The sequence below is a fragment of the Kineococcus anabasis genome, from assembly GCF_054590795.1.
This window is the reverse complement of sequence record NZ_BAAIHU010000001.1, coordinates 240,816-261,033: the sequence shown is the minus strand read 5'-3', so window position 1 is coordinate 261,033 and position 20,218 is coordinate 240,816. Positions and strand designations below refer to the sequence as shown.

Below are 20,218 nucleotides of genomic sequence, written 5' to 3'. Positions count from 1 at the left end.
CCGCCGGGGGTTCCGTGCGGGGTTCCGCGAGGGGTCGGGCCGGGGTCCCGCCGGGTTCCCCGCGGCACCCGGCCCCGGGGTGCGCGGGGGCCCGGGTGGGGGTCTGCGCCGGCTCATGCGTCGCGGGTCAGCAGGCCGAGCTCCTGCAGGATCGGCCCGAGGGAGGCGACCACCTCCGGCTCCGGCATCGCCCCCGGCGGGCGGCCCTGCGCCCACCGGCGCCCGTACGTGAAGGCGATGTCGGCGCTGCCCGCCGCGGCGATCGCGGCGAGCACCCGGCCGCAGGCCGCCCACCGCGCGGCGGTGGTGTCCCCCGCCGTCGCGGCCCACACCGAGGCCGCCACGGCGTAGGTGCGGTCGGTGCGCCGCGGGTCCACCGTCCAGGCCCCCGGGTCGCGCAGCAGTTCCTCCGGGTCGGGCAGGTCCAGGTCGCGCACGTACGTGAGGAACTCCCCCGCCGCGGCGACCCCGACGGTGCCCGAGACCAGCAGGGTCACCACGGTGCTGTTCGCGCCGGCCGCTCGGGCGGTGGCGTACAGCCGCGCCGCCATCTCCCACGTCCGCGGCGTCGGGAACGCCCGGCCCGCCTCCTCCGAGGACGACGGCATCCGCGTGACGAGCTCGGGCCGCGCCCCCAGGAACACCCCGACGAGGGTCGAGGTCTCCGCCAGCAGGGCCGCGGTGCGGTCCTCGTCCACGAGGGGTACCCGCACCGGCGGCCAGCCTCCGGTGAAACCCTCGCGCACGGTCTCGGCGTCCAGGCTCCACGACAGGTGCAGGAAGCGGTTCGCGACGGGCGGGGCGAGGTCCCAGCCGTCGGCCGCGACGTCCGGCGGGTTCGCCGCGGCGACGGTGCGCACCTGCGGCGGCAGCCGCAGGTCGCCGACGACGCCCTCGAGGATCGGGCGCAGCAGAGCGGCCTGCGTCGCCGGGGGCGCGGTGGAGACCTCGTCGTAGAACTGCACGCCCGCCCGGCCCTCCCGCTCGACCGCGTCGCGCAACCGCACCGCCCACGACGGCGGCGCCAGCGAGGCCGTCCCCGTGGTGGTGTCCACGACCGGCAGGCCCGCGAAGTCGCTGGGCTCGCGGATGGAGGCGATGACCGTCTCCAGGTGCGCGCCCATGCCGTCGGCCAGCTCCCGGACCACCGAGGACTTCCCCTGCCCGGGCGGCCCCCACAGCACCACGGGGACGTTGGCGAGCAGCGCGATGCCGAGGGCGTCGCAGGTGTCGGTGTGCCGTCGGCTCATGCGGGGCGCCTCCAGGGTGCGTCGGGTCCCGTCGCGCCCGCCAGGGCGGCGAGGAACGCGATGCGCTCGGCGGTCAGGGTTCCCGCCGCGTGCGCCGCGACGACGTCGGCCGCGTCCAGCCCGGCGCCGGCCGCCGCCAGCACCAGGCGCAGGTCGAGGCCGCTGCCCGGGGGGTGCGCGGCGAGGAAGGGACGCAGCGGCGCGTGCTGCAGCGCGAGGCACAGGACCTCGCGCGGGTCGAGCACGGCGCGGTGCCCGCCGAGCACGTGCAGGGCGCGCAGCCGGGCCGCCGGGTCCGCCAGGTCGAGCGGGGCGCCGTCCAGGTGCGTCAGGCGCACCGTCGCGCCGACCGCCGCGATGCGCGCCGGGCACCCCAGCGCGGGCAGCACCAGGTACCGGTACAGGGTGAGGAGCACGTCGGGCCAGCGGAACGGCAGCTGCGGCGCGGGCCGCCCGAGCCCCGGCGCGGCCTCCCGCGGGAGCGGGCCGGCGGGGCGGTGCGCGCGCCAGGCGCTCCACACCTCGTGGGGCACGCCGCCGTGGGGCAGCGCCCGGGTGGGCGGGTCGGCCACGAGGTCGGCGGCGTCGAGCACCACGCGCGCCGGCGGCGGCCCCGGGCGGGGGCTGCGGTGGCGGCGGCGGGCGGGCACGGGCCCAGCGTAGGCACGGACCGCCCGCCCCCACCGCCCCGGCACCCGGCGCAGGCACCGGCGGGGTCACCCGCGCAGGCACCGGCGGGGTCCTCCCGTGGCGGGACCGGCGGGCCTTCCCGGTGGGCACGCCCGCCGCCGCCGCGCCATGATGGCCCCGTGGCCGAGCGCAACGTCCTGGGCGGGTCCCTGGACCCCTGTGGCACCGACCCGGTGACGGGGTTCTTCCGCGACGGCTGCTGCAGCACCGGCCCGCAGGACCTCGGCAGCCACACGGTCTGCGCGGTCGTCACCGCGGAGTTCCTCCAGCACCAGCGCGGCATCGGCAACGACCTGGCCACGCCGAGACCGGAGTTCCGCTTCCCCGGCCTGGTGCCGGGCGACCGCTGGTGCGTCACCGCCGCGAACTGGGCGCGCGCCGCCCGCGACGGCGCCGCGGCACCCGTGGTCCTCGCCGCCACCCACGAGGCGGTCCTGCGGATCGTGCCGCTGGAGGTGCTGACCGCCCACGCCGTGGACGTCCCGGACGACCTGAGCTCGCTGTAGCACGGTTCCCCGCTCCCCCGGGTGGGGGAGGCGGGGAAGGTTCCGCGGCACCGCGGGGTTGTGCCGGCGGCACAACCGTCCAGCGAGAGGCACGAAACCCGTGGACCTGTTCTCCCCCGTCACCCTCGGCGACCTGCACCTGCCGAACCGGGTCGTCATGGCCCCCCTGACCCGCCTGCGTTCCGGCGCCGGCGGGGTGCCCGGGGAACTCGTGGCCGAGCACTACGCGCAGCGCGCGAGCACCGGCCTCATCGTCAGCGAGGGCACCTACCCCACCGCGGAGTCGCGCGGGTACTGGGGGCAGCCCGGTATCGCCACCGACGAGCAGGTCGAGGGCTGGCGCGCCGTCGCCGGGGCCGTCCACGCCCGCGGCGGGCGCATCGTGATGCAGCTCATGCACGCCGGGCGGGTCTCCCACACCGACATCACGGGCACCGAGCGGATCGTCGCGCCCAGCGCCGTCGCCATCGCGGGCGAGGTGCACACCCCCACCGGCAAGGCCGCCTACCCCGTTCCGCACGCCCTCACCACCGAGGAGGTCCGCGCCGTCGTCGCGGACTTCGTCACCGCCGCGCGCCGCGCCGTCGAGGCCGGGCTGGACGGCGTGGAGATCCACAGCGCCAACGGCTACCTGCTGCACCAGTTCCTCGCGCCGGGTTCCAACTCCCGCGACGACGCCTACGGCGGGTCCCCGGAGAACCGGGCCCGGCTGACCACCGAGGTCACCACCGCTGTGGCCCAGGCGATCGGGGCGGGGCGGGTGGGGATCCGCATCTCCCCCGCGCACAACATCCAGGACGCGCTCGAGACCGACCCGGACGACGTCGAGGCCACCTACCAGGTCCTCGTGGAGTCGCTGCGCCCGCTCGGCCTGGCCTACCTCAGCGTCCTGCACGCCGAGCCGGAGGGGGACCTCGTGCAGGGCCTGCGCAAGAGGTTCGAGGGCCCGCTCATGGCCAACAGCGGTTTCGGTGTCGTCACCTCCCGCCAGGACGCCGTCGACCTCGTCGCCGACGGGACCGCCGACGTCGTCGCGGTGGGCCGCAAGCTCATGGCCAACCCCGACCTGGTGGAGCGCTGGCAGGGCGGGCACCCGGAGAACGAGCTGGACCAGGCCACCGTCTACAGCCCCGGCGCCGCCGGGTACACCGACTACCCGTTCCTGACCCCGCGCGCCTGACGTCCCTCCCCGCGCGCCCGGTCCACCCACGGCCACCCCGGGCGGACCGGCGCCCTCGGTGAGACCGGAAGTGCGGGGCTGCGCGGCCCGGCGGCAGCGGCGGGCCCCAGGAGGAGCAGCGGCTGCGGGAGGTTCACACGGCCCGCCGGCGTCCTCGTCACCGAGGAGGGCGCCGCCGACGCCCTCCTCTCCTTCGTGCAGCACCTCCGGTGGGTCGAGCACCACGGGGATGGCTGCGCCGACCCGTCACACCGTCGTGCACGGGAACCGGCGGTGCGACGTCCGGAGCGCTCACGTACCTCGACTGCGGGTCGATCCAGGCCATCCCTCCTGCCGCCACGAACCGCGCCTGGGGAGGGTGGGGCGCCGGACGCGGCTGTGGGTGGGTTCCGGGGAGGATCCCACCCACAGCCGTTCGTGCTGGACTACCTCGCGTAGGTCTCGAACTCCGCGATGCGCGGGGTGCCCGAGGCGGAGGTGATCTGAAACGTGATCTTGCTGAGCGACGTCGAGGAGAACGAGACGGTGCCGGGAGCACCGGTGCCCGAGGCCAGGACCGCGCCGCTGTCCCCGTTCAGGACGCGCCACCCGGTGATGGTGCCGCCGCCCGAGGCGGTGCGGATGTTGATCTTCGAGACCGTCTTGGCGGTACCCCACTTGACCGAGACCGAGCCGGTCGTGCCGCTCGGGGACCAGTAGGTGCTCAGGCTGCCGTCGATCACGTTGCCGTAGCTCGTGCCGTCGGCCTTGCTCGAGCCGTCGGCGCCCGCGCCGATGCTCAGGTTCGTGCCGGTCGGCGTGGTCGGGGTCGCGCTCGAGGTCGGCGTCGGCGTGCTCGTGGCCGTCGGCGTGGGCGTCGCGGTCGCCGTGGGGCTCGGCGCCGGGGTCTGCGGGGTGCAGGAGCCGTCCGAGACCTTCAGGCCCTTGTCGGCGCCCGCCGTGGCGGCGACGACCGCCGGGACGCAGCCCGCGCCGTCGAGCCTGTAGGAGTAGGGGACGCTCGCGGTGCCCGTGGACGCCATGCTCGGGCCGGCCGGGTTGTACTCGCTGCTCTTGGGAGACCACGTGACGTTGTCGAGGATGTTGCCCGCGGTCTGCCAGGTGCCGGCCGCGCTCGTGTAGAACGTGCCGAGCACGTCCTTGGAGTCCTCGAAGTAGTTGTTCTCGACCCTGGCCCTCGCGCCGGCGCGCGAGTTGATGCCCGACTCGTTGAGGTTCACGTAGTGGTTGTTGTAGATGTGCGCCAGGCCGCCACGCAGCAGCGGGGTGCGCGAGTCGATGTTCTGGTACAGGTTGTGGTGGAACGTGATGTTCGTGTTGCCCGTGTCGGTCTCGCTCGAGCCGATGAGGCCGCCGCGGCCCGAGTTGCGCAGGATCGCGTACGAGAGGGTCACGTTCTCGACGTCACCCTTCATGTCGAACAGGCCGTCGTAGCCCTCCGCCTCGCCACCCGACGCCTCGAGGGTCACGTGGTCGACCCACACGTTGCGGACGGTCGACTCCATGCCGATCGCGTCGCCGCCGTTGGACGTGGGCGAGCCCGACTTCTTGACGTTCTTCACCGTGACGTTCTGGATGATGATGTTGCTCGAGTCACGGATGTGGATGCCGATCTGGTCGAACGTGGCACCGCTGCCGACGCCGACGATCGAGATGTTGCTGATGTTCTTGAGCTCGACCACGCCGGCCGCGGTGGAGCAGCTGCCGGACACCGCGGCGGTGTTCCCGACGGTGATCGTGCCCTGCACCTCGATGGTGAGGGGGGTGCTGGTGCTCGCGCGGCCGCAGATCGCGGCATGGATCTGGGTGCCGGTCGAGGCGGTGACCGTCCGCCCGCCGGCACCGCCGGTGGCGCCGGCCGCGAAGCCGTTCGCGGTGCCCGTCACGCCGGCCTGCGCGCCCACGGCCATGGCCGTCACGCCCACCGTGGCCGCCAGGGCCACGGCGGCACCGGTCACGAGGGGACGTCGTGCGACTGCTCTCATCAAGGCTCTCCTTCGTCATCGAACTCGAGGCGTCCTGCACCCACACCTGACAGCCGTCCGTGCCGGGTCGTCCCGGCTCTCACCGCGGGCTCCCTGGAGCGCCGCGGTCCACCGCCCGAGGGACCGTCCCCGGTGGGTTCCGGCCCGCGGTGTTCGCCGGCACGTCACGTTGCAGCGGAGATCACTTCCTTGATCTCCTGAGGGGATCCACGTCGTCCGGACAGCTGCCGCGGGTGGTTGACGGACAGTAGCGCTGCACCGGAAGTCCCAGCAAGCGGTTTCTCATGATCATTGCGCGCTGGCCGTGGTGGCGTGAGCAGTCGCCGCGGAGGCGGTGTCGACGATGTCGAGTTCCCACCCTTCGGGCGCAAGGTGCCCCCAGGAGGGCCTACCGGTCACGATGCCGGCGACCCAGCTCGACCGCCGCAGCCGTCGGGACCTCACCGGGGATGACTCCCGCGCGGAGCGTGGGGAACTTCGCTCAGGCGATCCTGGTGCCGCGGTTCGTGCGCCGGCGCGTCGCAGTCGCCGACCTCGGAACCCGCGGGCGAGCCCACGCCCGCGTCGCCCTCTGCCCGTGGCGCATCCCCCCGCGAGCGGGCGGCACCCCCACCGCGATCGCGGCCACGGCCCTCGTCCCCAGCGGCCTGGAGAACCGTGACCGACGAGGGCTCACGGACAGTCGTCCTGGGAGGGCGCGCCGGCGAACCGGTCGAGCGTCCACTGCTCGAGATCGGCGTTCAGCGGTGAGCCGGCCTCGAGCACGCCCATGTGCGACCGGTCCGGGTAGCGGGTGTAGCGCAGGGGGTGCCCGGCCGCGCACAGCCGCGCGACGTAGTCGTCCTGCAGCCGGGCGGGGATGACCTCGTCGGTGCTTCCCTGGGCGAGGAACAGCGGAGTCGCCCAGGGCCCGGTGGCGACGTTCTGCCGCAGCCGGCGCCCCATCGCTCCTGTCGAGGGGTCCTGGGCGAGGATCGGGGTGTCGCGGGAGACGGCGACCCCGGTGAGGACGGTGACCACCGTTCCCGGTTCGCTGGTGCAGCGGGCGGCGGCTTCGCGCACCAGGGTGCGGGCGGCGGGGGTGGCGTCGGCGAGGGAGACGTCGGGGTAGGTCCGGCTGTAGGCGGCCAGCACGAAGGAGACGCCCAGGCTGGCACCGAGAGCTCCGGGGTGGGCGGTGACGACCTGGGCCAGGGCCAGCGGGTCGCTGGCTGCCGACAGCGCGGCGGTGCCGACGACGTCGAGGTCGGGAGCGTAGGTCGGGGCGAGCTGGCCGGCCCACAGCGCGGCGTGCCCGCCCTGGGAGTGGCCCCAGATCACCGCCTGCGGGGCCAGCCCCACGCCGAGGTCGGTTTCGCCGACCTGGTGCGCGGCGCGTACGGCGTCCAGGACGGAGCGTCCCTCGCTCTGGCCGATGAGGTAGGGGAAGTCACCTTCGGTGCCCTGCCCGGTGTAGTCGGTGGCGACCATGCCCCAGCCGTGGCGCACCAGCGAGTCCATCGCGGGCATGCCTTCGGTGGAGATGGCGTCGCGCCCGAGGCTGGGTGCGCAGGCGCGGGCGACACCGACCGTTCCGTGGGCCCAGGCGATCAGCGGGACCGGGCGACCGGTCGCCGTACCGGGCCCGGTGGACGGCACCGCGAGGACCGCGCTGGCCAGGGCGGGTACGCCGTCGTCGGCGGTCGTGGTATAGAGGATCCGCCGGGCGCTCAGCCCCGGGGGGAGATCCCCGTCGTAGGGCTCCACCCGCAGCAGCTGCCCAGGTTCGCCGGGCACGTCCTCCGGGGCGTCGTAGAAGCCGTCGAGCACCGGGATCCCCTGCCGCAACTGCGTGCTCACGGCGAGGGTCGTAGCCGCCAGCACCAGCACGACGGCGGTCGACGCCCACCGCGGTCCAGGACGACGAAGGCGGTGTGGGGACGGATCCTCGACGAGGGGGCGGTGCCGTCCGGGAACGGCGGACCGCCGGAGGAGCGAGAGGCCGGAGGCGGCGGTGCGCACGCCGAACACGAACGCCACGACCAGCAGGGTCGCGTCCAGCCACAGCAGGGCGACCAGGCCGAGGACCACCTGGGAGAGCCCGGTCGCGCCTGCCAGCACCCGCTCGGGCGCCGGACCACGTCGCACGCCGAGGAGATCGGCGGCTCCGGCCCCGACCAGGAGCAGAGCCACGCAGGGCCCGAGCAGTTCCAGGCTGCGACCGAGCCAGATGAGCACCGCCGCACCTGCGAGGACCCAGGTGATCCCGGTGACCAGGTTTCGCGTCCCAGCACCCTCCCGGCAGGAGAGGAGGTCACCGACACCGCAGGCGAGGCAGCCGACGCCGATGCAGATCCCGAGCAGCGTCAGCGAGCTCAGGGGGCGCACCACCAGGAACACGCCGAGCACCGTGGTCACGACGCCGACGAGGAGGAGGACCCAGCGGGGTGCACCCGACATCAGCAGAGGCAGCGCCCGGATCCGCCTGCTCACGAGGCGGTACCTCCTCGGGGTCGGCACCTGCTCAACGTAGGGGCTGCCCCGGCCCGTGCACAGTCGCTGGCGCGTTCCTCCCCGCCTGCTGACGCGACCCTGCGGCCCACCGCGGGCGTGGTTCCGCGGCCTCGCCGCCCCGCCCTGCCCAGTTCTCGACCGGGACACCCGAGCGGGTCACGATCGGCGGCCACCACGCGCAGGACCGGCACGCTGCCTGCGGGTCGGCCGGGGTGGATCACGACGACGAGAGCGGGCCCACGACCCGCACGGTCGAGCCGCACCACCTCGTCGTGTGGGCCGCTCGCTGGTACCTCGTCGCCTTCGACCGCCTCGCACCCTGGCCGTGCACCGGCTCCGCCGTGCTGGAACTGCCGGCCGCGCTCGTCGCCCGGTTCGCCCCCGGCGCAGCCGCTCGCGGCCGACCGTGAGGGCCGGCGCGCACCGGCCTCAGGCGAGGTCCACGCCCAGCAGCTGCTCCACGGTGCGCCGCACCAGCTCCGGGGCGCGGGTGTCCACGCCCAGCGGCTCGGGGGCGCCCTCGACCTGGGCGTCCGCCGGGTCCGTGCCGGGCACGTCCCCGCCCGCCAGCGCCGCGTCGGCCCAGGCGTCCACGACGGCCAGCGCGCCGGGGGCGTCGAGGTCGTCGGCGAGGCGCTCGCGCACCGCCGCCAGCACGGCCGCGCCGTCGGGCCCGGCCGGCAGGCGCACCGCGCGGCGCCAGCGCTCCAGCCGCGCGGCGGCCGCGCGCATCCCCTCCGGTGTCCACGACCAGTCCCGGCGCCAGGAGTTCGCCAGGATCGCCAGCCGGATCGCCGCCGGTTCCTCCCCCGCCGCCCGCAGCCGCGAGACCAGCACCAGGTTGCCCAGGGACTTGCTCATCTTCTCGCCGTCCAGGGCCACCATCCCGGTGTGCGCGTAGACGCGGGCGAAGTCGGTGCCGCCGGTGACGGCGCGGGCGTGCGCGGCGCCCATCTCGTGGTGGGGGAAGGCCAGGTCGCTGCCGCCGCCCTGCACGTCGAGCGGGGTGCCGAGGCGGTCCAGGACGATGCTCGCGCACTCGACGTGCCAGCCGGGCCGGCCGCGCCCCAGGGTGCCGCCGTCCCACGCCGGCTCGCCCTCGCGCTCCACCCGCCACAGCAGCGGGTCCAGCGCGTCGGCCTTGCCGGGGCGGGCGGGGTCGCCGCCGCGCTGCGCGGACAGCTCCAGCATCGCGGTGCGGTCCAGGTTCGAGACGGACCCGAACGCGGCGTCCCCGGCGAGGCGGAAGTACACGTCGCCGTCGGGCGCGCCGCCCTCGCCGGGAACCCGGTAGGCGCGGCCCTCGGCGAGCATCCGCTCCACCAGCGCCACCACCCCGGAGATCGTCTCCACCACCCCGAGGTACTCCTGCGGCGGCAGCACCGACAGCGCGCGCATGTCCTCGCGGAACAGGTCGGTCTGCGAGACCGCCAGCTCCCGCCAGTCCACGCCGGTGGCCGCCGCGCGCTCCAGCAGCGGGTCGTCGACGTCGGTGACGTTCTGCACGTAGCGGACCTCGTGCCCCGCGTCCCGCCACGCCCGCCCGAGCAGGTCGAAGGCCACGTACGTGCTGGCGTGCCCCAGGTGGGTCGCGTCGTACGGGGTGATGCCGCAGACGTACAGGGTCGCGGTGCCGTCCCCGTCGGGGCCGGTGGGCACCAGCCGGTCCGTGGCGGTGTCGTGCAGGTGCACCCGCCCGCCGCGGCCGGGCAGGGCACCGCGGCCCGGGATCAGCTCGTCACGGGGCGCGGGCCAGGCATGCACGGGGGAAACCTACCTCCCCCGCCGCGCCGGTCCGCTCCGCGACGACCCCACCGGAGCAGCCCCGCGGACGCGGCCCGCGGCAGCGGGGGAGGTCAGAACGCCGGCCACGGGATGGCCGGCCAGCCCTGGCCCGGGCGCGGCAGCCGGCCCCGGCGCAGCAGCCGGCGCACGCGCTCCAGCGTGCCCTCGACCTCCGCCGGCGCCAGCAGCCCGGCCAGCACCTCCCCCAGCCGGTCCTGCAGGTCCTGCTCCAGGCGCTCCAGGACCTCCCGCTCGGGGTCGAGCAGGCGCGCCCCGGCCCACCCCCACAGCACGGTGCGCAGCTTGTCGTCCTCGTGGAACGTCAGGCCGTGGTCGACGCCGTGCACGGCGCCGCCGGGGCCGGGCAGGACGTGCCCGGCCTTGCGGTCGGCGTTGTTGAGGACCACGTCGAGCACCGCGACGCGGCGCAGCCGCTCGTCGTCGGCGTGCACCAGCGCCACCGGGCGCCCGGTCTCGTCGGAGGCGCGCAGGACGGGCAGCCAGCCCTCCGGGAGCCGCCCGGCCGCGACCAGGTCCACCAGCCCGGCGCCCGGCTCGGCCAGCCGGACCTCGTGCTCCGCGTCGTCGTCCGCGCCGTCGGGGTCCACCCACAGCTGCACGCTGCCCACGCCCGCGGGCCCCTCCCGCAGCACCGTGGGCGGCACCACGTCCCAGCCGGTGGCCGCCGAGACGGCGTAGGCGGCGACCTCGCGCAGCGCCAGGGTGCGGTCGGGGAAGTCCCACAGGGGCCGCTCCCCGGCCACCGGCTTGTACACGCAGCGCAGCGCGCGCCCGCCGCCGCGGGCGACGGCGAACAGGGTGGCGTTGGAGGCGGAGGTGATGCGGCCCAGCACCTCCAGCTCCGCCGTGGCCAGGTGCTCCACGGCCTCCGGCACCCCGGCGGACGGCGCGTCGGCGCCCTCGTGCCGGTCCCCGGCCGGGCGGTTCAGCGCCGGTAGCCGTTGGCTCGGGGGCAGACGTGCCCGGTGGGGTCCAGCGGGCCCGCGCAGAACGGGCACGGGGGGCGCCCCGCCGCGACCAGCGCGAGGGAGCGGTCGACGAAGGCGCGCGCGCTCGCGCCGGTGAGGGTGACGCGCAGCACCCCGCGGGCGGGGTCGGGCTCGGCGACGTCGAGGGCCTCCTCGTCCGTCTCCAGGGCCTCGAAGCACTCGATGACGACGCGCTGGCGCTCGGAGTCCCACGCCAGGCTCATGGTGCCGACCCGGAACTCCTCCTCGATGGGCGTCTCCAGCGGGGCGTCGTCCGCGGTGCCGGCCGGCGCGACGGCCGGCACGGGTGCCTGCCCGCCGGAGCGGCGCACGACCTCGTCGAGCAGCTCCCCGACGCGCTCGGCCAGCGCCGCGACCTGCGCCTTCTCCAGCGCCACGGACGTCAGCGAGGTGCGGGCGCGGGCCTGCAGGAAGAACGTCCGCGAGCCCGGCGGGCCGACCGTTCCCGCCACGAAGCGCTCGGGCGGGTCGTAGTCGAAGACTGGCATGGTGCCGACCCTACGCCGCGGCCCGCGCGGTGGGCCGGGGCGGCGCCGCACCCGCCGCGGTGGCCCGCCGGCGCCGGCTCACGCGCCCGTGCCGCCACCGACGACGGCGTCGGTGCGGGGGACCCGGCGACGCCGGCGCGGCGGGGGCAGCAGCCCGGCCAGGTCCCCGCCGGTGTCGTTGGTGCGCAGCACGAAGGGCCGCACCGCGGTGTAGCGCACCGCGGAGACCGAGCAGGGGTCCACGCCGATGCGCTGGAAGAGGTCCAGGTGGAGCCCGAGGGCGTCGGCGAGGACCGCCTTGATGACGTCACCGTGCGAGACGGCCACCCAGACGGCGTCCTCGCCGTGCTCGGCGCCGACGCGGGCGTCGTGCTCGCGGACGGCGTCCAGGGCGCGCTGCTGCATGCCGCGCATCGACTCCCCCTCCGGGCCGGGGAAGACCACCGCCGAGGGGTGGGCCTGCACCGTCGCCCACAGCGGGTCCTTGACCAGGCTGCGCAGCTCCCGGCCCGTCCAGTCCCCGTAGCGGGCCTCCCCGAGGCGCTCGTCGGTGCCGACGGGCGGGCGCGCGGCACCCTTCGGGCCGGGCACGGCCGCCAGGGCGCCGGCGGTCTGCAGGCAGCGCTCCAGGGGCGAGGAGACGATCGCGGCGAGCGGCAGCGCGGCGAGCCTGCCGGCCAGGGCCCCGGCCTGGGCGCGGCCGTGGTCGTCGAGGTCGACGCCGGGCGTCCAGCCCGCCAGCACCCCGGCGGTGTTGGCGGTGCTGCGGCCGTGGCGCACCAGCAGGAGGGTCGGCACCCGCTCACCCTAGGCGCACGCACCGCGCCCGCCGGTGCCGCCACCCTCCCCCGCCCGGTGCGGGCGCGATCACCGGCGCGGTCGGGCGAGGATGTGCAGATGATCGTGGACGTCGCCTCCTACGTCGCGGGCCAGCGGCAGGACTGCTCGGACTTCCGCGGCCTGCCGCACACGCTGCGCCGGTGCCTCTCACAACCCGGCAGCTTCGTGTGGATCGGGCTGGAGGACCCCGGCGCCGAGGAGCTCGCGCTCCTCGGCGAGGAGCTGGGACTGCACCCGCTGGCGGTGGAGGACGCCGCCCGCGGCCGGCAGCGGCCGAAGATCGAGCGCTACGGGGACACCCTGTTCGTGGTGCTCAAGGCGCTGTCGTACTCCGAGCCGGAGTCTGCGGTGGAGACCGGGGAGGTGATGGTCTTCCTCGGCGAGCGCTTCGTGGTGACCGTCCGCCGGGGCGGGGCCGCACCGCTCACCCCGGTGCGCAGGGCGCTGGAGGCGCACCCGGAACTGCTGGAGCGGGGCCCCGCGCACGTCCTGCACGCCGTCCTGGACGCGGTCGTGGACGGCTACGTGGCCATCGACCGCGAGCTGGAGCAGGACGTGGAGGAGATGGAGGAACGCGTCTTCTCCCCCGGCCGCACCCAGGACCCGGTGCGCATCTACAACCTCAAGCGGGAGGTGCTGGAGGTGCGCCGCGCGGCCTCCCCGCTGCTGGCGGAGCTGCGCCAGCACCTCGCCCGCGGTGCGCACCACGGGCACGGCGGGCGGGAGGGCGCGGTGCGCGCGGTGCGGCCGGGCAGCGAGGACGACCTGCTCGCGCTGCGCGACGTCGCGGACCACCTCGAGCGGACCGTGGAGCACGTGGAGAGCTACGACCGGCTCCTCACCGGCATCCTCGACGCGCACCTGGCGCAGGTGTCGGTGCAGCAGAACGAGGACATGCGCCGCATCTCCGCGTGGGCCGCGATCTTCGCGGTGGACACGCTCATCGCGGGCGTCTACGGCATGAACTTCGAGCACGTGCCGGAGCTGTCCTGGCGGTTCGGCTACCCGGCGTGCCTGCTGCTCATGGCGGCCGTGGCGGTCGGGCTGTACCGGCGGTTCCGCCGCGCCGGGTGGCTCTGAGGCACCCGGCGCGGCGACCGGCTCAGCCGCCGGTGAGCTCCCGGAAGGGCGGCAGGAACCCCACGGCGACGAGGGTGTAGACCACGGCCGCCAGGACGATGCGGTACACCACGAACGGCGTGTAGCTGTGGGTGGAGATGTAGCGCATGAGCCAGGCGATGACGGCGTAGCCGACGCCGAAGGAGACGACCGTGGCCACGGCGGTGGCGCTCCAGGAGACCGCGGCGCCGCCGGTGAGCTCGTCGTACACCTGGAACAGCCCCGACATCACCACCGCGGGCACCGCCAGCAGGAAGGAGTAGCGCGCCGCGGCCTCGCGGGTGTACCCCAGCAGCAGCCCGGCGGTGATGGTGCCGCCGGAGCGGGAGACCCCCGGGATGAGCGCCAGGGACTGGGCCAGGCCGAAGAGGATGCCGTCGCGCCAGGTGAGGCGGTCCAGGGTCCGCTCCTTGGCGCCGCGCCGGTCCGCCCACAGCAGGATCAGCGCGAACACCCACAGGGTCGTGGCGGTCAGGACGTACCCGCGCAGCACGGACTCGATCTGGTCCTTGAAGAACAACCCCAGCACGCCGATCGGGATGCTGCCGATGATGACCAGCCAGCCCATGCGGGCGTCGGGGTCGTCGCGCGGCACGCGCCGGGCCAGGGACAGCGCCCAGCGGCTGACGATGCGGGCGATGTCCTTGCGGAAGTAGAGCAGCACGGCGGCCTCGGTGCCGAGCTGGATGATCGCGGTGAACGCCGCGCCGGGGTCGCCGGCGCCGATGAGCCTGCCCACGATCGACAGGTGGGCGCTGGAGGAGACGGGCAGGAACTCCGTCAGGCCCTGCACCAGGCCCAGGACGAGGGAGTCGCCGAGGCCGACGCTGGGGGCGCTCACGGGCGCCACCGGGCAGCGGGGGCGGGCGGGAGGTGCGGGGGCGGGGCGGTGGGCACGGGCGCAGACCCTAGCGAGCCGGCCGCCGCCCGCCGGTGTCGCGCCACCCGGGGGCACCAACAGTCCGGCAGGCCCTCACCGGATGTGCACGCCTGCGGGGGGCGGCCGGCCCGGGCGGGGCTCAGGTACGGCTCAGGCGGGGCTCACGTCCTCAGGGGGCGCTGTGCTGCACGTCGCCGCGCACGTCCACGACGGCGCGGGGGGCGCCGGGTGCGTCGTCGTCGAGGTCGTCGGCGAGCTCGTCGTCCTCGTCCTCCTCGAGGTCGTCGACGAGGTCCTCGTCGTCGTCCTCGTCCGCCGCGGCCACCGCCCCGCCGAGGTCCCCGTCGTCGTCCTCGTCCTCGTCCTCGTCCTCGTCGTCGCCGTCCTCGCGCTCGTCCTCCACGTCGTCGTAGAGGACGAGGGGGGTGACCTCGTCGTAGGCGGCGTACAGGGCGCTGTCGTACGCCTCGAAGGCGTCGGCCACCCGCTGGTAGGCGGTCTCCACGGCCGGGTCCGCCTCACCGCGGCGGTTGGCGGCGGCGTCGAGGTGCCCCTCCAGCGCGGCGACCAGCCGGGCGAGGGCGGCACGCGGGTCCGTCGTCATGTTCCGACCGTAGCGCTCGGCGGGCCACAATGGCACCGATGGCACCTCAGACCCGCAGCGGACCCGCGCCGGTCGACCCGGCGGACTACGAGTACCGCACCCTGACCTTCCCCCGCTCCACCTCGCGCGCGGAGGCGCGGCGACTGCTCACCGAGCAGGCCGACTACGGGCGCTGGGAGCTGGACCGCGTCCGCGTCTCCCTCGGCGGGGTGCGGCGGGTGCGTCTGCGCAGGAAGATCATCCGCGTGGTGCGCACGGCCTGAGCCGGGACCCGGCCGCCGGCACCGCACGAGCAGCCCGCGGCGCGGTCGCCGGGCCCGAGGAGCGGAGGTACGCGGTGAGCATGTGGCGGACCAAGAGCGTCGAGGACGCGATACGCACCACCGACGAGCCGGGGCACCGGCTGCGCAAGTCCCTCGGCGGGCTGGACCTGGCCGTGTTCGGGGTCGGCGTCATCATCGGCACGGGCATCTTCGTGCTCACCGGCCGCGCGGCCGGGACCCTCGCCGGACCTGCGGTGTCCCTCTCGTTCGTCGTGGCGGGGATCGTGTGCGCGCTCGCCGCGCTGTGCTACGCCGAGTTCGCCTCCACCGTCCCCGTGGCGGGCTCGGCGTACACGTTCTCCTACGCCAGCCTCGGGGAGGTGGTGGCGTGGATCATCGGCTGGGACCTCATCCTGGAGATGGCGCTCGGCGCGGCGACCGTCGCCGTGGGCTGGTCCGGCTACCTCGCGGACCTGCTGGAGCAGACCTTCGGGCTGACCCTGCCGGCGTGGACGTACAACGCCACCCCCACGCCCACCTCGCCCAACCTCATGGCGGCCGCCGTGATCCTGCTGCTCACCGCGGTGCTGTGCGCCGGCAGCAAGACCTCCGCCCGCGTCAACGCCGTCGTCGTGGCCCTGAAGCTGACGGTCGTGGGCGTCGTCATCGTGGCCGGGGCCTTCTTCGTGGACCGGGCGAACTGGTCGCCGTTCGTGCCGCCGGCCGGCTCCCCCGGCGCGCCGTCCGCCGAGCCGCCGTCGACGTCGCTGTGGCAGGACCTCGGCTTCGAGCCGGGCGCGTTCGGGGTCATGGGCGTCTTCACCGCCGCGGCACTGGTGTTCTTCGCCTTCATCGGCTTCGACATCGTCGCCACCGCCGCGGAGGAGACGAGGAACCCGCAGCGGGACATGCCGCGCGGCATCTTCGGCTCCCTGGCGATCTGCACCGCCCTCTACGTCGCGGTCTGCCTCGTCATCACCGGCATGGTGAGCTACGAGCGGATCAGCACCGAGGCGCCGCTGGCGGACGCGTTCCGGCAGGTCGGCGCCCCGGTCGTGGCGACCCTCATCAGCGTCGGCTCCGTCGTCGGGCTGCTCACGGTCATGATGATCCTGATGCTGGGGCAGAACCGGGTGCTGTTCGCGATGAGCCGCGACGGGCTCATCCCCGGCTGGTTCTCCCAGGTCTCCGAGCGCACCGGGGTGCCGGTGCGCACCACGGTCGTGACGGGCGTGGTCGTGGCCGCGGTCGCCGCGCTCGTGCCGCTGGGGGACCTGGCGGAGATGGTGAACATCGGCACGCTGTTCGCCTTCGTCCTCGTCTCCGTCGGCGTCGTCGTGCTGCGCCGCACCCGCCCGGACCTGCCGCGGGCCTTCCGCATGCCGGGCGTGCCGGTGCTGCCCGTGCTCTCGGCCCTGGCGGCCGTCGCGCTCATGGGTTTCCTGCCCGCGCACACGTGGGTGCGCCTGGGGATCTGGATGGCGCTAGGGTTGCTGGTCTACGCCCTCTACGGCTACCGCCGCTCCCGCCTGGCCACGGGCCCGCGGGCCGCGCAGGGCGCCGGGCGCGGCTGAGCGTCCCCGCCCCGCCCGCCGCGGCGCACCGGGCCGGCGCCGCCTGGTGCGCCGCGGGGAGGCCGGGCACGGCAGGATTCCCGGGTGCCCGTCGACGCCGAGATGGTCGAGTCCGCCGCCCGCCGGTTGCGGGGGGTGGTGACCACCACGCCCCTGGAGCCCAGCGCCCGGCTCTCCGCCCGCACCGGTGCGCAGGTGTGGCTCAAGCGGGAGGACCTGCAGGTGGTCCGCTCGTACAAGGTGCGCGGCGCGTACAACCTCATCTCCCGGCTCGGTCCCGCCGAGCGCGCCGCCGGGGTGGTGTGCGCCAGCGCCGGCAACCACGGGCAGGGCGTCGCGCACGCCTGCGCGCTGCTCGGCGTGCCCGGCCGCGTGCACGTGCCGCGCACGACACCGCGGCAGAAGCGCGACCGCATCGCGGCCCTGGGCGGGGCGGCGGTGCGGACGATCGTGGCCGGGGACACCTACGACGACGCGGCGGCGCGCGCGCTGGCGGACGCCGCGGACAGCGGCGCGGTGCTCGTGCCCGCGTTCGACGACCCGCGCACCGCCGCCGGGCAGGGCACGGTCGCCGCGGAGCTGGTGGAGCAGGTGCTCGCCGCCACGGGCGCGCCGCCGGACGTGGTGGTGCTGCCGGTGGGCGGGGGCGGCCTGCTCGCCGGGTGCGTGGCGTGGCTGGGCGAGCGCCACCCCTCGGTGCGGGTGGTGGGGGTGGAGCCGGCGGGCGCCGCCTGCATGGCCGCGGCGGTGGCGGCGGGTGGGCCGGTGCGGCTGGAGGCCTTCGACGGTTTCGTGGACGGCGCGGCGGTGCGCCGGGCCGGGGACGTGACGTACCCGCTCGTGGCGGCCTCGGCGGCGGAGCTGGTGAGCGTCCCGGAGGGCCGGGTCTGCTCGGAGATGCTGGAGATGTACCAGAGCGACGGGATCATCGCCGAGCCCGCGGGTGCGCTGGCCGCGGCCGCGCTCGGCGACGCCATCGCGGTGGCACCGGGGGCGACGGTGGTGTGCGTCGTCTCCGGGGGCAACAACGACGTCAGCCGCTACGCGGAGGTGGTGGAGCGGGCGCTCGTGCACGAGGGCCGCAAGCACTACTTCCTGGTGGAGTTCCCGCAGGAGCCGGGGGCGCTGCGCCGGTTCCTGGACGAGGTCCTCGGGCCCGAGGACGACATCACGCTGTTCGAGTACGTCAAGCGCTCCAACCGCGAGACCGGCCCGGCGCTGGTGGGCGTGGAGCTGGCCCGCCCCGAGGACCTGGCCCCGCTGCTGGAGCGGATGGCGGCGGCGCCCCCGACGGTGGAGCGGGTGGACCCGGCGAGCCCGCTGTTCCGCTACCTGCTGTAGGGGTGGCGGTTCCCGCTGTGGACGCGCCCCCGGGTCTCAGGCGCGCACGGGCGCCGGCAGCGTGAGGACCTCGGCCCCGGCGTCGGTGACGGCGATGGTGTGCTCGCTGTGCGCGGTCCGGCAGCCCGTGGCGCTGCGCAGCGTCCAGCCGTCGGCGTCCGTCACGAGCTCGTCGGTGTCCGCCATCACCCACGGCTCCAGGGCCAGCAGCAGCCCGGGGCGAAGCCGGTAGCCACGCCCGGGGCGCCCGGAGTTCGGCACGTGCGGGTCCTGGTGCATCGTCGAGCCCACGCCGTGACCGCCGAACTGCGTGTTGATGCGGTACCCCGCCCCGCCGAGGACGGCGCCGATGGCGGCGGAGACGTCCCCGACGCGGGCTCCGGGACCGGCCGCGGCGATCCCCGCCGCCAGGGCGCGCTCGGTCACCTCGATCAGCGCGACGCTCTGCGCGGGCCGCGCGTCGCCCACGAGGAAGCTGACGGCGGAGTCGGCGACGACACCGCCCACGGAGACGGCGAGGTCCAGCGTCAGCAGGTCGCCGTCGGCGAGCGCGCGGTCGTGGGGCAGGCCGTGCAGGACGGCGTCGTTGAGGGAGGTGCAGATGTGGTGACCGAAGGGCCCGCGCCCGAAGGACGGCGCGTAGTCGACGTAGCAGGACCTCGCCCCGGCCTCGTCGATCATCTCCCGGGTCCACCGGTCGACGTCCAGCAGGTTCGTGCCCACCTCGCAGCGCTCGCGCACGGTCCGCAGGATGCCTGCGACCAGGGCTCCGGCCTGCCTGGCCCGGGACAGCTCCGCCGGGCCCAGGATCTCGATCATCAGGAACCCCGTCCTCCGAATCCGATAACTATCCCGGTAAGAGTATCCCAGGGCTAGAGTCGGCGTCATGGTCAGGTTGCCGCTGAGCCCCGCGGAGATCGAGCGCGGGCAGCGCCTCGGCGCCCTGCTGCGGCGCGCCCGGGGTGAGCGGTCGGCGCTCGAGACCGCGCTGCGGGCGGGGGTCTCACCGGAGACCTTGCGGAAGATCGAGTCCGGTCGCGTGGCCACCCCCGCCTTCCCCACCGTCGCCGCGATCGCCGGCGCCCTCGGGCTGTCCCTCGACGCGCTGTGGGCGGAGGTCGACCGGCCGGACGCCGGGGCCGGGTCCACCGGCCGGGGCGACGGCCGCGAGCGGGTCGTCTCCTGGGCGAGCCCGTCGCGGCGACCACGGGCAGCCCGGACCGGGTGACGGAGCGCGGGTCCGACAGAAGGGGGATGCCGGGCTCCAGTAAGTGACTGTTTACTCAGTCACAGATGCCCGCCCGACCCCGGAGGTTTCCGTGTCCCCTACCGCCACCACCGCGCAGACCCGCAGCAGCTCCTCCTCGACCACGCCCGCGCCCCCCGCCCCCGCTCACACCCCGGCCCACACCCCGGCTCACACCCCGGCGCAGCCCCCCGTGCAGGACAACACCCCCACCTACCTCGCCTGGGGCGCCGCCTGGCTCCTCGGTTACGGCGCCCACGCCCTCGGTGGGGGGCCCGACCCCCTGCTGTCACTGCCACCGTGGCTGCCCGCCGCACTGCTCGTCACCGGGATCGTGGCCGCCCTGGGCGTCACCGTGGCGGTCACCGCCAGGGCCGCGCGCGGGCAGAGCGGACCCGCCGCCCTGTCCGGCGCCCTGCTCGGCGCCGCCTGGGTCGTGGGTTTCGGCGCGCTCTTCCTGCTCATCACCGCCGTCAGCGCCGTGAGCGGCGAGGCACACCTGCAAGCCCTGCTGTGGCCGTCCGGATCGGCCCTCGTCGTCGGGCTGCTCTACCTCGCCGGCGGCGCGCTGCACCGCGACCTCCTCCAGTACGGCCTGGGCACCTGGCTCGCGCTGACCGGCACGGCGGCGCTCCTCCTCGGCGAGACGGGGCAGAACCTCGTCCTGGCACTGGCCGGCGGCGGGGCCTACCTGACGGCCGCCGCCCTGGAGCTGCGACGGGTCGCGGCCCTGCGCTGAGCTCCCCGGCCCCGGCGGCCTCCCGCACGACGGCCCGTCCCCCCACGACCCGTGGGCGGACGGGCCGTCGTGCGTCCCGCCCCCGCAGTGCCCCCGAACCGCGCACCTGCGAACCGCGGCGCCCCGATCCCGTCGCGGAACCCCGGAACCCCGCAACTCCGGCACCCCGCACCCCCGCACCCCCGCACCCCCGCACCCCCGGAACCCGGCACCCGGCACCCGGCA

General features: G+C 75.7%; 20 protein-coding genes. 9 read left to right on the top strand and 11 right to left on the bottom strand.

Annotated features, from left to right (window positions below; genetic code table 11):
* Window positions 1-113: 113 nt before the first annotated feature.
* Complete coding sequence (locus tag ACYQBY_RS01130; RefSeq protein WP_459641968.1) at window positions 114-1,250, bottom strand: AAA family ATPase; 1,137 nt, start codon at window positions 1,248-1,250, stop codon at window positions 114-116.
* A complete protein-coding gene (locus ACYQBY_RS01125) occupies window positions 1,247-1,900 on the bottom strand; it encodes a hypothetical protein (RefSeq protein WP_459641967.1) in 654 nt (217 codons plus the stop codon). The genes ACYQBY_RS01130 and ACYQBY_RS01125 overlap by 4 nt, the downstream gene beginning before the upstream one ends.
* Window positions 1,901-2,059: 159 nt before the next feature.
* On the opposite strand from ACYQBY_RS01125, the gene ACYQBY_RS01120 reads away from it, so the two are divergent.
* Entirely contained in the window at window positions 2,060-2,446 is a 387-nt protein-coding gene (locus tag ACYQBY_RS01120) for a DUF2237 family protein (protein WP_459641966.1), read from the top strand.
* A gap of 100 nt (window positions 2,447-2,546) precedes the next feature.
* Window positions 2,547-3,626, top strand: coding sequence for an alkene reductase (locus ACYQBY_RS01115; protein WP_459641965.1), 1,080 nt, complete (start codon window positions 2,547-2,549; stop codon window positions 3,624-3,626).
* A 425-nt stretch (window positions 3,627-4,051) separates the two neighbouring features.
* Here the strand turns inward: ACYQBY_RS01115 and ACYQBY_RS01110 are convergent, their stop codons facing one another.
* On the bottom strand, window positions 4,052-5,614 hold the full coding sequence (locus ACYQBY_RS01110) for a pectate lyase family protein (protein ID WP_459641964.1): 1,563 nt from the start codon (window positions 5,612-5,614) through the stop codon (window positions 4,052-4,054).
* A gap of 669 nt (window positions 5,615-6,283) precedes the next feature.
* Window positions 6,284-8,083, bottom strand: coding sequence for a lipase family protein (locus ACYQBY_RS01105; RefSeq protein WP_459641963.1), 1,800 nt, complete (start codon window positions 8,081-8,083; stop codon window positions 6,284-6,286).
* Between the two features lie 233 nt (window positions 8,084-8,316).
* Between ACYQBY_RS01105 and ACYQBY_RS01100 the strand changes: the two genes are divergently transcribed.
* Window positions 8,317-8,514 carry a WYL domain-containing protein gene (locus tag ACYQBY_RS01100; protein ID WP_459641962.1) on the top strand — a complete coding sequence of 66 codons (198 nt, stop codon included), beginning with the start codon at window positions 8,317-8,319 and terminating at the stop codon, window positions 8,512-8,514.
* A gap of 19 nt (window positions 8,515-8,533) precedes the next feature.
* On the opposite strand, the gene mshC is transcribed toward ACYQBY_RS01100, so the two are convergent.
* From mshC to ACYQBY_RS01080, 4 genes are all read right to left on the bottom strand, one after another.
* Window positions 8,534-9,868 (bottom strand): cysteine--1-D-myo-inosityl 2-amino-2-deoxy-alpha-D-glucopyranoside ligase, encoded by a 1,335-nt coding sequence (mshC, locus tag ACYQBY_RS01095; RefSeq protein WP_459641961.1) that lies wholly within the window; start codon window positions 9,866-9,868, stop codon window positions 8,534-8,536.
* Between the two features lie 92 nt (window positions 9,869-9,960).
* Complete coding sequence (locus ACYQBY_RS01090) at window positions 9,961-10,785, bottom strand: SCO1664 family protein (protein ID WP_459641960.1); 825 nt, start codon at window positions 10,783-10,785, stop codon at window positions 9,961-9,963.
* Window positions 10,786-10,835: 50 nt separating this feature from the next.
* Window positions 10,836-11,387, bottom strand: a complete 552-nt coding sequence (locus tag ACYQBY_RS01085) for a DUF3090 domain-containing protein (RefSeq protein WP_459641959.1) — start codon at window positions 11,385-11,387, stop codon at window positions 10,836-10,838.
* Window positions 11,388-11,465: 78 nt separating this feature from the next.
* Window positions 11,466-12,185, bottom strand: a complete 720-nt coding sequence (locus ACYQBY_RS01080) for a histidine phosphatase family protein (protein ID WP_459641958.1) — start codon at window positions 12,183-12,185, stop codon at window positions 11,466-11,468.
* Between the two features lie 99 nt (window positions 12,186-12,284).
* Between ACYQBY_RS01080 and corA the strand changes: the two genes are divergently transcribed.
* On the top strand, window positions 12,285-13,307 hold the full coding sequence (gene corA, locus ACYQBY_RS01075; protein WP_459641957.1) for a magnesium/cobalt transporter CorA: 1,023 nt from the start codon (window positions 12,285-12,287) through the stop codon (window positions 13,305-13,307).
* Window positions 13,308-13,329: 22 nt separating this feature from the next.
* Here corA and ACYQBY_RS01070 read toward each other — a convergent pair whose 3' ends face one another.
* Window positions 13,330-14,187, bottom strand: a complete 858-nt coding sequence (locus ACYQBY_RS01070) for an undecaprenyl-diphosphate phosphatase (RefSeq protein ID WP_459641956.1) — start codon at window positions 14,185-14,187, stop codon at window positions 13,330-13,332.
* 208 nt (window positions 14,188-14,395) lie between these two features.
* Window positions 14,396-14,830: a primosomal protein gene (locus tag ACYQBY_RS01065; protein ID WP_459641955.1), complete on the bottom strand. Its 435-nt coding sequence runs from the start codon at window positions 14,828-14,830 to the stop codon at window positions 14,396-14,398.
* A gap of 38 nt (window positions 14,831-14,868) precedes the next feature.
* On the opposite strand from ACYQBY_RS01065, the gene ACYQBY_RS01060 reads away from it, so the two are divergent.
* The 3 genes from ACYQBY_RS01060 to ilvA all read left to right on the top strand — a co-directional run bounded on the left by ACYQBY_RS01060 (window position 14,869) and on the right by ilvA (window position 18,008).
* Window positions 14,869-15,093, top strand: coding sequence for a DUF5703 family protein (locus ACYQBY_RS01060; protein WP_459641954.1), 225 nt, complete (start codon window positions 14,869-14,871; stop codon window positions 15,091-15,093).
* Between the two features lie 80 nt (window positions 15,094-15,173).
* Window positions 15,174-16,667, top strand: a complete 1,494-nt coding sequence (locus ACYQBY_RS01055; RefSeq protein ID WP_459642432.1) for an amino acid permease — start codon at window positions 15,174-15,176, stop codon at window positions 16,665-16,667.
* Between the two features lie 84 nt (window positions 16,668-16,751).
* Window positions 16,752-18,008, top strand: a complete 1,257-nt coding sequence (gene ilvA / locus ACYQBY_RS01050) for a threonine ammonia-lyase IlvA (RefSeq protein ID WP_459641953.1) — start codon at window positions 16,752-16,754, stop codon at window positions 18,006-18,008.
* A gap of 36 nt (window positions 18,009-18,044) precedes the next feature.
* On the opposite strand, the gene map is transcribed toward ilvA, so the two are convergent.
* A complete protein-coding gene (gene map / locus ACYQBY_RS01045; RefSeq protein ID WP_459641952.1) occupies window positions 18,045-18,827 on the bottom strand; it encodes a type I methionyl aminopeptidase in 783 nt (260 codons plus the stop codon).
* Window positions 18,828-18,894: 67 nt separating this feature from the next.
* Between map and ACYQBY_RS01040 the strand changes: the two genes are divergently transcribed.
* Window positions 18,895-19,236: a helix-turn-helix domain-containing protein gene (locus ACYQBY_RS01040; RefSeq protein WP_459641951.1), complete on the top strand. Its 342-nt coding sequence runs from the start codon at window positions 18,895-18,897 to the stop codon at window positions 19,234-19,236.
* Between the two features lie 91 nt (window positions 19,237-19,327).
* Window positions 19,328-19,993: an ABC transporter permease gene (locus ACYQBY_RS01035; RefSeq protein ID WP_459641950.1), complete on the top strand. Its 666-nt coding sequence runs from the start codon at window positions 19,328-19,330 to the stop codon at window positions 19,991-19,993.
* Window positions 19,994-20,218: the final 225 nt, after the last annotated feature.